10 protein-coding genes are annotated in these 11979 nt (G+C 64.0%); 4 read left to right on the top strand and 6 right to left on the bottom strand.

Annotation, left to right across the window (positions count from 1 at the left end):
• Positions 1–7 precede the first annotated feature (7 nt).
• Positions 8–856, bottom strand: coding sequence for an AAA family ATPase (locus tag CXK94_RS06470; protein ID WP_102893687.1), 849 nt, complete (start codon positions 854–856; stop codon positions 8–10).
• 145 nt (positions 857–1001) lie between these two features.
• Positions 1002–2075: a DUF748 domain-containing protein gene (locus tag CXK94_RS06475; RefSeq protein WP_102893688.1), complete on the bottom strand. Its 1074-nt coding sequence runs from the start codon at positions 2073–2075 to the stop codon at positions 1002–1004.
• Between the two features lie 125 nt (positions 2076–2200).
• On the opposite strand from CXK94_RS06475, the gene cysK reads away from it, so the two are divergent.
• From cysK to CXK94_RS22820, 3 genes are all read left to right on the top strand, one after another.
• Positions 2201–3175 carry a cysteine synthase A gene (gene cysK, locus CXK94_RS06480; RefSeq protein WP_102893689.1) on the top strand — a complete coding sequence of 325 codons (975 nt, stop codon included), beginning with the start codon at positions 2201–2203 and terminating at the stop codon, positions 3173–3175.
• A gap of 242 nt (positions 3176–3417) precedes the next feature.
• Positions 3418–5142 (top strand): bifunctional isocitrate dehydrogenase kinase/phosphatase, encoded by a 1725-nt coding sequence (gene aceK / locus CXK94_RS06485; RefSeq protein ID WP_102893690.1) that lies wholly within the window; start codon positions 3418–3420, stop codon positions 5140–5142.
• Positions 5143–5341: 199 nt separating this feature from the next.
• Complete coding sequence (locus CXK94_RS22820; protein WP_336435469.1) at positions 5342–5467, top strand: PA1414 family protein; 126 nt, start codon at positions 5342–5344, stop codon at positions 5465–5467.
• 29 nt (positions 5468–5496) lie between these two features.
• On the opposite strand, the gene CXK94_RS06495 is transcribed toward CXK94_RS22820, so the two are convergent.
• On the bottom strand, positions 5497–6168 hold the full coding sequence (locus CXK94_RS06495; RefSeq protein WP_102893692.1) for a glutathione S-transferase: 672 nt from the start codon (positions 6166–6168) through the stop codon (positions 5497–5499).
• Positions 6169–6256: 88 nt separating this feature from the next.
• On the opposite strand from CXK94_RS06495, the gene CXK94_RS06500 reads away from it, so the two are divergent.
• Positions 6257–6850: a tRNA-uridine aminocarboxypropyltransferase gene (locus tag CXK94_RS06500; RefSeq protein WP_102893693.1), complete on the top strand. Its 594-nt coding sequence runs from the start codon at positions 6257–6259 to the stop codon at positions 6848–6850.
• Here the strand turns inward: CXK94_RS06500 and CXK94_RS06505 are convergent.
• The 3 genes from CXK94_RS06505 to CXK94_RS06515 all read right to left on the bottom strand — a co-directional run bounded on the left by CXK94_RS06505 (position 6847) and on the right by CXK94_RS06515 (position 11801).
• Positions 6847–8199, bottom strand: a complete 1353-nt coding sequence (locus CXK94_RS06505; RefSeq protein ID WP_102893694.1) for an HlyD family type I secretion periplasmic adaptor subunit — start codon at positions 8197–8199, stop codon at positions 6847–6849. The genes CXK94_RS06500 and CXK94_RS06505 overlap by 4 nt on opposite strands.
• Before the next feature lie 64 nt (positions 8200–8263).
• Positions 8264–10414 (bottom strand): type I secretion system permease/ATPase, encoded by a 2151-nt coding sequence (locus tag CXK94_RS06510; protein WP_102893695.1) that lies wholly within the window; start codon positions 10412–10414, stop codon positions 8264–8266.
• 31 nt (positions 10415–10445) lie between these two features.
• The gene (locus CXK94_RS06515) at positions 10446–11801 is read right to left on the bottom strand and encodes a TolC family outer membrane protein (RefSeq protein WP_102893696.1); all 1356 of its coding nucleotides are present in this window, start codon (positions 11799–11801) and stop codon (positions 10446–10448) included.
• Between the last annotated feature and the right edge of the window lie 178 nt (positions 11802–11979).

Consider the following 11979-nt stretch of genomic DNA (forward strand, 5'->3'; position numbering starts at 1 on the left):
GCACCGATCAGCGGCTGCCGGCGCGGCGACTCATGAAGGCCAGGCGCTCGAGTAGCATCACGTCCTGCTCGTTCTTCACCAGGGCACCGGCCAGCGGCGGAATCGCGCGCGTCGGATCGCGCTCGCGCAACACCGCTTCGCCGATGTCATCGGCCATCAGCAGCTTCAACCAATCGACCAGTTCGGAGGTGGAGGGTTTCTTCTTCAGCCCCGGTACCTTGCGTACGTCGAAGAAAACGTCCAGCGCCTCGCTGACCAGCGATTGCTTGATGCCGGGATAGTGCACGTCGACGATCTTCTGCAGCGTTTCGCGGTCGGGGAAGGCGATGTAGTGGAAGAAGCAGCGACGCAGGAAGGCGTCGGGCAGTTCCTTCTCGTTGTTGGAGGTGATGATGATGATCGGCCGCTGGGTCGCCTTGATGGTTTCGTTGGTCTCGTAGACGTAGAACTCCATCCTGTCGAGCTCCTGCAGCAGGTCGTTGGGGAACTCGATGTCGGCCTTGTCGATCTCGTCGATCAGCAGGATGACCCGCTCCTCGCTCTCGAAGGCCTCCCACAGCTTGCCTTTCTTGATGTAGTTCCTGACGTCGTGAACCTTGTCCACGCCCAGCTGCGAGTCGCGCAGGCGGCTCACCGCATCGTATTCGTAGAGGCCCTGGTGCGCCTTGGTGGTGGACTTGATGTGCCAGGTGATCAGCTTGGCGCCGAAGGATTCGGCCAACTGCTCGGCAAGCATGGTCTTGCCCGTGCCGGGCTCGCCCTTGACCAGCAGCGGGCGCTGCAGGGTAATGGCGGCGTTGACGGCGAGCTTGAGGTCGTCGGTGGCGACGTAGGACTGGGTGCCTTCGAATTTCATCGGAGATTCCTTGGGCCGGGGCCTGGCACGCAGGCGTCATGGGAACAGGAGGCCGACTATAAGTGATGCGGCCTCGACTGTGAACGCGAGGGCATTATTCAGTCACTGAATGGTCAGCGGTGGCGGTTCTGTAGCCAGCTGCGCATCAGCCCCGATCCTCTACCAGCGAGCGCTCGAAACGGGTCGAGAACGCCTCGACAAAGGCATTGCGCAGAATCGCGATGAAGGCCTGGAAGGCACTGACTTCGGTATCGCGGGTGCTGCCGGATAGCTCGATACGCGTGGCGAACTGGTCCTTGCGCTGGTTCTGCAGGGTCTCTTCGCCGGTGCCGACCAGCGCTTCCCAGATGCCACGGAAGAAGCCCTTGTCCTCGTTGGCGATATCCTGCTGGAAATCGAATATCTCGACGTTGCGCAGCAGTGGCTTGATGTAGCCGTCCAGGCGGCTATCGGTGGCTTCCACCTCGAGCACCAGGTCGCCGTCGCCGGCGGCGAAATCGAACTTGCCGTAGGCGCGGCTGAAGTCGTTGAGCTGTTTGAGCGGAACCCCGGTAACGCGCAGGCTCACCTCGAAGTCTTCCCAGTCGGTGAACGGATCGAAACGGGCGCCGGCCTCGATCGGCGCCTGGTTGAACAGCTTGCCGGTGCCCTCGAAGGTGGCGACCCTGCGCCCGCGGTCGTCGGCGGTGTTGGTCAGGTTGTACAGGCTCGCCTCGATGGCGTTGGCGTAGACGTGCACCTGCGGATCGGCGGTGAAGTTGCGAAACGATAGTTGTCCGTCGATCACGCGGACCTCGTTCAGCGTGATGGGCAGCAGGGCGTCGAGCTGCTCACGCCAGTCCACTCCTTCGCCGGTTTGCGACTCGCCGCGGGCGCCGCCATCGACGAAATTCAGCTCGGGTCGCCTGAAGGTGACTCTGCCGACCACGGCCTGCTCGCGCAGCAGGGCACGCCAGCTGATGGCGATATCGATGACCGGCGCCTTGAGCAACGGCGCCTGGACCTTCTTGCCCTTCTTTTCGATGTTCAGCGCTTCGATCCGATAGCCGCCGCGCCACCAGGCCAGGTCGACATCCTCGATGTGGCCCTGGTAGTCGCCCATGTCCGCCATCTTCTCGTTCAGGTAATTGCGTACCAGGTGTGGCAGCGCCAGGTGCAGCAGCAACAGCAGCAGTGCGAGCGACAGCAGAATCCACAGTGGCAGGTAGCGGCGTCTCATGACTGTGCAGATCCGGTTGGAGGTCTAGTGGTGGACCCTGCGCCGCATGTGCGAGTTCGGCTGGACTGGTGGGGAGACTGCGCATAGGCTCATGGGTCAGGCTTCTCTTCAGCAGGGATACATCCATGAGTCGCATCTTCGCAGACAATGCACGCTCCATCGGCAATACGCCGCTGGTGATGATCAACCGCCTGGGCCCCAAGGGGGTCAGCATCATGGCCAAGATCGAAGGCCGCAACCCGGCCTATTCGGTCAAGTGCCGGATTGGCGCCGGCATGATCTGGGATGCCGAGGAGAGCGGTCGGCTCAAGCCCGGGATGACACTGGTGGAGCCGACCTCGGGCAATACCGGTATCGGCCTGGCCTTCGTCGCCGCTGCCCGTGGCTACAAGCTGATCCTGACGATGCCGGCATCGATGAGCCTCGAGCGGCGCAAGGTACTCAAGGCGCTCGGGGCCGAGCTGGTGTTGACCGAGCCGGCCAAGGGCATGAAGGGCGCGATCGAGAAGGCCAGCGAGATCGCCGCCTCCGATCCGCAGCAGTACTACATGCCGCAGCAGTTCGACAACCCGTCGAATCCGGCCATCCACGAGAAGACCACCGGTCCGGAAATCTGGAACGACACCGATGGCGGCGTCGATGTGCTGGTCGCCGGCGTCGGCACCGGTGGCACCATCACCGGTGTGTCGCGCTACATCAAGAACACCAAGGGCAAGCAGATCCTCAGCGTCGCGGTCGAACCCAGCGGCTCGCCGGTGATCAGCCAGACGCTGGCCGGGGAGGAGGTCAAGCCCAGCCCGCACAAGATCCAGGGCATCGGCGCCGGCTTCGTGCCGAAGAACCTCGACCTGTCGCTGGTCGACCGGGTCGAGCTGGTCGATGACGAACAGGCCAAGCAGATGGCCCTGCGCCTGATGCGCGAGGAGGGCATCCTCTGCGGCATTTCCGGTGGCGCGGCGATGGCGGTCGCGGTGCGCCTGGCCGAGCGGCCGGAAATGCAGGGCAAGAACATCGTGGTGATCCTGCCGGACTCCGGCGAGCGCTACCTGTCCACCATGCTGTTCGCCGACTTGTTCAGCGAGCAGGAGATGGTGCAGTAGGTCGCCGCTCAGGTGGCTGGCGGGCCGCACGCATGATGCGTAGGGCGCGCTGCGAATATGATCGCCGGCAAGCCGGCTCCTACAGGAGCGCGTGTTGGCGCATGCGCTTGTGTAGGAGCGAGCTTGCTCGCGATTGACTTGCACGTGGCCGGCTGGAAAACGCCTCGCGGTTTTCCGCCCGACGGGGCCGCGGCCACGTCGGGGCGACCTTCATATCTTTTCACTCTCCGCAGAGATCCCTCATGGCGCAGCAATGGCCGGCAGCCGAGATCGCTCGGCAGATCCTTCTTGGTTTCGACGACTATCGCGAACAGTTCCGCCTGATCACCGAAGGCGCCAGGGCCCGTTTCGAGCAGGCGCAGTGGCAGGAAGCGCAACGGGCATCCGCGGCGCGGATCAGCCTCTACGAGGAAAAGGCCAGTGAAACCCGCCATCGGTTGCTGGCGCACTTCGACAAGAACGAACTGCTCCAGGTCGATTATTGGCCGCAGGTGAAAAGCGCCTATATCGATCAGATCAACCCGCGTTACGACGATGAGCTGTCCGAGACCTGGTACAACTCGATCTTCTGCGGGCTGTTCAGCCACGACTGCATCAGCGACGGCACTATGTTCATCCATACCACCCGGCCGTCGGCCCGCGCCCACGAGCGGATGGCGCAGACGCGTACCTACCGGCCGATGGGCGATCTGGCCGGGATGCTGGAGCGGATACTGCACGATTACGCCTTCACCGTGCCCTACGCCGATCTGCCGGGCGACCTGCGGCGGCTGCAGGCGCAGTTGCAGGAGACGCTGCCGGACTGGGTCTGCAAGGACCCAGAGTTGACCGTGGAGGTGTTCGTCTCGGTGCTCTATCGCAACAAGGGCGCCTACCTGCTGGGACGAATCTTCACCCGCGACGAGCAGTGGCCGCTGGTGGTACCGCTGCTGCACCATGAAGGCGACGGCATCGTCGCCGACGCGCTGATCACCGATGAGGCGGAGGTGTCGATCATCTTCTCCTTCACCCGTTCGTACTTCATGGTCGAAGTGCCGATTCCCGCGGAATTCGTCGGTTTTCTCAGGCGCATCCTGCCGGGCAAGCACATCGCCGAACTCTACACCTCGATCGGCTTCTACAAGCACGGCAAGTCGGAGTTCTATCGGGCCCTGATCAACCATCTGGCCAGCACCGATGACCGCTTCATCATGGCGCCGGGCGTGCGTGGCATGGTGATGAGCGTGTTCACCCTGCCTGGCTTCAATACCGTCTTCAAGATCATCAAGGACCGTTTCTCCCATGCCAAGAACGTCGACCGTGCCACGGTGGTGGAGAAGTACCGCCTGGTGAAGAGCGTCGACCGGGTCGGGCGCATGGCCGATACCCAGGAGTTCGCCGATTTCCGCTTCCCCCGATCCAAGTTCGAGCCCGAATGCCTCGCCGAACTGCTGGAGGTCGCACCGTCGACGGTCGAAGTGCAGGGGGACACGGTACTGGTGCGCCACTGCTGGACCGAGCGCCGGATGACGCCGCTGAACATCTACCTGGAGCACGCCAGCGAGCAGCAGGTGCGCGAGGTACTCGAAGACTATGGCCTGGCGATCAAGCAACTGGCGGCGGCCAATATCTTCCCCGGCGACATGCTGCTGAAGAACTTCGGCGTCACCCGTCACGGGCGCGTGGTGTTCTACGACTACGACGAGATCTGCTTCCTCACCGAGGTGAACTTCCGCCATATCCCGCCGCCACGCTACCCCGAGGATGAAATGGCCTCCGAGCCCTGGTATTCGGTCGGGCCGAACGACGTCTTCCCCGAGGAGTTCCCGCGGTTCCTCTTCGCCGATCACGCCCAGCGCCGGCTGTTCGCCAGCCTGCATGGCGAGTTGTACGATGCCGATTACTGGAAGGGGCTGCAGGAGGCCATCCGCGGCGGCAAGGTGATCGATGTCTTCCCTTACCGGCGCAAGGGCGGCCAGCAGCCTTGAGGGCCAGCCGGGCACTGTTGTCGACATGAACGGCCAGGCCGCCAGTGGGTCGCATGTTGTAAAGGGGCGTAACAAAGCCGGGCGAATTGGCGGCTTTTATCTGCCAGGCGTGCGAGCGCTGGCGTGGAACTTGGATTATTCTGTTGACGAAGCCCGCATGGCTCCGATGTGGCCCGTTATCAAGCAGGAGGGTTCGACCATGAAAGCATGGCTCAATGAGGTGTTCTGGAAGCTGGCGGTGACTCTTGGCTTTATCGAGCCGCCTCGTATGCAACCCATCCCGGTTCGCGCCCAGCGCATGCAGCCGGCCCAACGTCGACGCTGAGCCGCACGGCCGGACCGGCGAAGCGCATCTCACCGCTCCGGCAATGCCGCGCCACCGCGCTCCACGGCTCGCTGATAGGCAGGGCGCCCATGGATGCGTTGGAGAAAGTCCATCAGCTGCGGATAGCTTTCGTCCAGACCCGCGCGTGATCGTGCAGCCTCGACGGGGAAGCTCATCTGGATGTCGGCTGCGCTGAAGTCGTCGCCGGCGAACCAGGCTGACTTGCCCAGTTCCGATTCCATATAGTCCAGATGTGTCTTGAGTTGTGGCCCGATGAATGCGGTATAGGCGCCTTTGGCGATCGTCCGCGCAACGGGGCGGATGAAGAAGGGCATGGGGCCATCCGCGACACGATCGAAGACCAGTTTCAACAACAGCGGCGGCATGGCCGAGCCTTCGGCGTAATGCATCCAGTGGCGAAACCGCAGATGCTCGGGAGTTCCGCTTGCGGGTGCCAGCCGACCGTTGCCGTAGCGTTCCAGCAGATACTCCAGAATCGCGCCCGACTCGGCCAGGGTCAGTTCGTCGTCGGTGATCACCGGAGACTTGCCGAGCGGATGCACGGCCTTGAGCTCGGGCGGCGCGAGCATGGTTCTTGGGTCGCGCCGATAGCGTATCAGCTCGTAGGGCAGCTCCAGCTCCTCCAGCAACCAGAGAACGCGGGTCGAGCGAGAGTGATCCAGATGGTGAACGGTGATCATGGCGGCTCCTCGTGTCGGTTCGCGGCAAGCATAGACGGGCTGCACGCCCTTGCCCGCTGTGGCAGACTGCGCCGCCGAGGTGAGAACCATGTCCCGTACCCGCTGCCCACGTTGCCAGCGCCCCTTGCAGCACTGCCTGTGTGCGCTGATCCCGGCGCTCGATAGCCGGACGCGGCTACTGATCCTGCAGCACCGCAGCGAAGCGGGGCATGCGCTGAATACCGCACGGTTGGCCGCGCTGGGTCTGCGCAATGCGCAGCTGCAGATTGGAGAGCGCTTCGCCGCAGAGCCTGACGATGGCCGGCAAAGCTACCTGCTGTTCCCGGGCGATGACGCCATTGCGCTGACGAGCCTTGCCGACAGCAGCGAGCCGTTGCGCCTGATCGTGCCCGATGGCACCTGGCGCAAGGCGCGCAAGCTTCTGCACGTCAACCCGTGGCTGGCGAGTCTGCCGCGTGTGGCGTTGCCGCAAGGGCTGAGCTCCCGCTACCGGCTGCGCAAGGCGCCGATGGCGGGGGCTCTGTCGACCCTGGAGGCGATCGTGGCGGCGTTGAATATTCTCGAAGGCCCCGGTGGGCGCTTCGAGGAGCTGCTTCGTCCGTTCGATGCGCTGATCGACGGGCAGATCGAGGCGATGGGCGTGGAGACCTACGAGCGCAACCACGCCGGTACGCAGTCCTAGCGTTCGCGCAACGCCTCGTGCCGGGCTTTGAGGATGGGTTTGAGCATGTAGTCCAGTACGCTCTTCTCCCCGGTGATGATGTCGACGGTGGCGACCATTCCCGGGATGATCACCAGCGGATGCTCGGGGGGTCCCAGGTAGTTCTTTTCCGTGCGGACCTGTATCAGGTAGAAGCTGCGGCCGTCCTTGTCGGTGATGGTGTCGGCGCTGATCAGTTCCAGGTTGGCCTTCAGGCCGCCGTAGATGGTGTAGTCGTAGGCGGAGAATTTCACCATCGCCTTTTGCCCGGGATGCAGGAAGGCGATGTCCTGTGGCCGCACCTTCGCCTCGATCAGCAGGCTGTCCTCCAGCGGCACGATCTCCAGCAGGTCGCTGCCGGGCTGCACCACGCCACCGATGGTGTTGACCCGTAGCTGTTTGATCACCCCATGCACCGGTGACTGGACCGTCGTGCGGCTTACCCGGTCCTCGATGGCGACACTGCTGGCGGTGATCTTCTGCAACAGGGTGCGGGCGGCATTGAGTTCCTTGAAAGCGTCGGCGCGGAACGCCAGCTCCGATTGCTCGATCCGGCTCTGGATCTCGCTGGCTGCCGCCTCCGCCCGAGGCAGGGCAAGGGTGGTGGCATCGAGCGCACCGCGTACATCCACCATGCTGCGCCGCAGGCGCAGGATTTCGACCTGTGAAATCGCGCCGGTGGTCACCAGCGGGCTCGACATGTTCAGCTCCTGCTGGATGAGCGACAGGCTGGAACGATACTGCTGCTGTTTGGAGCGGAATTCGGCGACTTCCTGCCGTTTCTGCGTCAGCTGCTCGCCCAGGACCCGCTGCTCGCTCTGCAGGCGCTGCTGGCGCGACTCGTAGAGGGCGCGTTCGTCATCGGCCAGTTGCGGCGCGTTGCGAACGATTTCCTCGGGCAAGGCCAGCGGCCGGCCTTCCGCCTCGGCTGCCAGGCGTTCGACCCGTGCCAGCAGCGACAACCGCTCGACCTCGGTTTCTTCCTGGTTGGAAAGAAAACGCGTGTTGTCCAGGCGCAGCAGGGTATCCCCCTTGTTCACCACCTGGCCCTCGCGGACGAAGATCTGCGCGACGATGCCGCCTTCCAGGTTCTGGACCGTCTGGATCTTGCTGGAAGGGATCGCCTTGCCTTCGCCGGTAGTGACCTCCTCGAGCACGGCGTAGTTGGCCCATACCAGGATCGCCCCCAGCAGCAGGGCGGTCAGCCAGACGGTCAGGCGGGCCAGCCAGGGCGAATCCTCGAGGATCGCGCCCTGGATCTCGGGCATGTACTCGGTGTCCTGCCGGCTGCGGCCGGTCTTGCCGAAAAAGATCCAGGGCACATGCATCATTGCCAGACTCCGGAATGGGCGGCGGCTACAGGCGCCGCCCCGCGATATGTCATGCCGGTATCTCTCATACCGATGCCGGTCCTACGTGGCCCTTGCGCAATGCCTCGATGACCGCAGCCTTGGGGCCGTCGGCGACGACCCGGCCGTTGTCCAGCACGATCAGCCGCTCCACCAGGCTGAGCATCGACATGCGATGGGTAATCAGCAGCATCGTCTTGCCCTGGGACCAGCCCTGCAGGTGGTGGCGCAGCGCATCTTCGCTGCTGTTGTCCATGGCGCTGGTGGGCTCGTCGAGCAGCAGGATGGGCGGGTCGAGCAGCAGGGCGCGGGCCATGAGCACAAGCTGCCGCTGGCCGCCGGATAGCAGCTGGCCGCGTTCGCCTACTGGACGATCGAAGCCGAGCGGATGCTGGCGCGCCAGCTCGTGGGCGCCTGTGAGCTGGGCGACTTCGAGCATGCGCTCGTCGCTGACGTAGCGTGCGCCCAGGGTCATGTTGTCGCGCAGGCTGCCCGCCAGCAGCGGCATGTCGTGGGAGACGTAGCCGATCTGGCTGCGCAGGTCGGCGACGTCGATCTGCCGCAGATCCAGGCCATCCAGCAGGATCTGTCCTTCGTCCGGCGTGTAAAGCCCCATGATCAGGCGCGCCAGGGTGCTCTTGCCGGAGCCACTGCGGCCGATGATGCCGACACGCTCCCCGGGGGCGATGCGCAGGCTGATGTTGCGCAGCGACGGGCTGGCCAGTCCGGGATAGCTGAACGTCAGCTGATGCAGGTCCAGCGCGCCGTGTAGGTGGGTGCGCTCCAGCGGCCGCTGCTGCTCCTGGCGCTCCTGGGGCAGGGCCATCAGCGCGTCCGTGCTTTTCATCGTCAGCCGTGCCTGCTGCAGGCGGGTGATCAGGCTGGCGATCTGGCCCAGCGGCGACAGTACGCGGCTGCCGAGCATGTAGCAGGCCACCAGGGCGCCGACGCTGAGATCGCCGGCGATGATGCTGTAGACGCCGCCGACGATGGTCGCCATGCCGGCGAACTGCTGCAGGAACAGCGTGCCGTTCATGGCGATCGCCGAGAGCATCCGGGCGTGGCTGTCCAGGCGGGTGAGCGCGCCGTGGGTTTTCTCCCAGCGATGCTGGCGCTCGCTTTCGCCGCCGCAGGCCTTGAGCGTCTCCAGGCCGCCCAGCGTTTCCACCAGCAGGGCCTGGCGCTCGGCCGCGAGGGCCAGGCTCTTCTGCACCGTGTCCCGCAGGCGTGTCTGGATGATGAAGGCGAACAGCGCGGTAATGGGAAATGCCAGTAGCGGGATCACCACCAGCCAGCCGCCGATCAGGCCGATGACCAGGATGATCAGCAGGGCGAAGGGCAGGTCGATCAGGCTGGTCAGGGTTACCGCCGTGAGAAAGTCCCGCAGGCCCTGGAAGTCGTGGATGCTTTGCGCGAAGCCGCCGATGGTCGCCGGCCGGGCCTTCATCGTCATGCCGGTGATGCGTTCGAACAGCGTGGCCGAGAGCACCACGTCGGTCTTCTTGCCGGCCGTATCCAGCAGATGTGCGCGCAGTACGCGCAACAGCAGCTCGAAGGACGTGCCGATGAACAGGCCGATGGCCAGTACCCAGAGCGTGGCAGTGGCCTGGTTGGGAACCACGCGGTCATAGGTCTGCATGACGAACAGCGGGACCATCAGCCCCAGGGTGTTGACCAGCAAGGTCGCGACCATGGCGTCGGCATACAGCCAGCGCGACAGCTTGAGCGTGTCGCGAAACCAGGCATGCACCCTGGGCAGCAGCGGGTTGCGGGTTTCCTCCAGTTCGTGGCGGGGGCGGGCGAAGAACGCCTCGCCGCTGTAATCCTCCGCCAGGACGTCGCCGGCCACCCATTGTTCGCCGCCTTCCGCTTCGCTCGGCAGAATCAGGGCCCGGTTGTCGTCGCCCCATCGTGCCAGCACGGCACTGCGGCCGTTCTTGAGCAAAAGCAGGACCGGCAGGTTGAGCGGGGAGATTGCCGCCAGCTTGCGTTTGATCACCCGCCCCTGCAGTCCGGCGCGGGCGGCCGCGCGGGGGAGCAGGGGGGCGCTCAGGCGCTGATCGGGCATCGGCAGGCCTGCGCTCAGGCTGGCACGGCTGGCAACGCAGCCGTGCTGTTTGCACAGGATCAGCAGCCCGTCGAGCAACGGATCGTCGTGGCTGAGCCGCGGATCGCTCGACGGGGCTACCCGTTCCATGGTCGTCAAGTCGGCGGCCTCCTGTGCGGGGCTATCGCAGTTCCGGCAAACGGGCCTCGCTCCTCACTTCGGAAAGAGCAGTGGCTTCAATGGGGACCACGATGTTCTTGGTGCGCGCCAGATCGCCCATCGCCGCGACCACGCGGTACATCGAGTATTCCTCGGTGTAGCGCACGTCGGTGTAGCGTCGGTTGGCGGTGAACAGCTCGTTCTCGCTGTCCAGCAGGTCGAGCAGGGTGCGTTGGCCCAGGCCGAACTGCTGCTGATAGGCCTCGCGCACGTTGCGGGTGTAATCGGCATATTCCCGGGCTTTGGGCGTCTGCAGGCGGGCGTTCTCCATGGCGTTCCAGGCCAGCGAGAGGTTCTCGTTGAGCTGGCGCAGGGCATTGTTGCGGATGTCCATCGCCTGGTTTATCTGGTGCGCTGCGCCACGCAGGCGGGCGGTGTCGCGGTTGCCGTTGAACAGGTTGTAGTTCATCACCACCGCGGCGCGCCAGGTGTTGTAGTGCCCCTCCTGGCCACCCACGTCGTCGTTCGCGCCGCTGGCCAGCTCGACGTCGAAGCGTGGGTAGAACGGCGACTTGGCGATTTCGTACTGCTTCTCCGCCGCGTGGACATCCGCCTGGGCCGATTTCAGGTACGGGTTGTTTTCCACCACGCGCTGCCGTGCCTCGAGAACGTCGGCCGGCAATTCACCCCGCAGCGAAACCGGTGCCTCCAGCTCGTCGGGAATACGGCCGACGACGCTGATGAAGTTCGCTTCGGCATCGGCCAGGTTCACCTGTTCGGTATACAGGTTGTTCTCCGCCAGGGCGCGGCGGGCCTCGGACTGATCGACATCGGCACTGCTGCCGACGCCACGCTGGCGACGCAAGCCGATCTGATCGTTGATGCGCAGGTGTGCCTGCAGATTGTTCTCCGCCAGGGCCACCATCTCGCGCCGCTTCAATACTTCCAGATAGACCTGGACGGTGCGCAGCGCCAGGCTTTCGGTCGTGCCCAGAACCTGGTAGGCCCGCGCATTCACGACGGCCTCGGTGCGGTCCACTTCGTTCGGCGTATTGAAACCGTCGAACAGCATCTGCCGCAGACGCACCTCGGCATCGCGTGCATTGAGGGTTTCGGTGTTGTGGTCGCCCAGGGCACGGGTGGTCGGGCTGTCGGTGTGCTCGCGTCCATAGGCAAGCAGCAGGTCCACGGTGGGTAGATAGCCACCCTTGGCCATCTTGGCCTGTTCATCGGCCGTCAGTCGGCTGTTGATGTCGGCGCGCAATTCCGGGTGGTTGTTCAGGGTGCTCTGAATCGCTTCGGTGAGATTCATCGCCTGTGCCTGAGAGCAAGCCATGGCCATCAGCATTGCACTCCAGAGAGGGGTCAGTTTGCGCATTTTGGGTCCCTGCTTGTCAGTGTGACTGGATAGCTATCTATTGATAAAACTAATCAAATGAAGGCTGTGCATGGATTAATTGTTTGCTTGTATTTAGCGAGTATAGGAGCAAGTTTTTCTCGTCGCCTATGCGAAAAGAGAGTAAGGCTATATGCCTTCATAGCGACTTGCTATTACA

This window comes from Stutzerimonas stutzeri, assembly GCF_002890915.1.
In the GTDB taxonomy this organism is placed as follows: domain Bacteria; phylum Pseudomonadota; class Gammaproteobacteria; order Pseudomonadales; family Pseudomonadaceae; genus Stutzerimonas; species Stutzerimonas stutzeri_AF.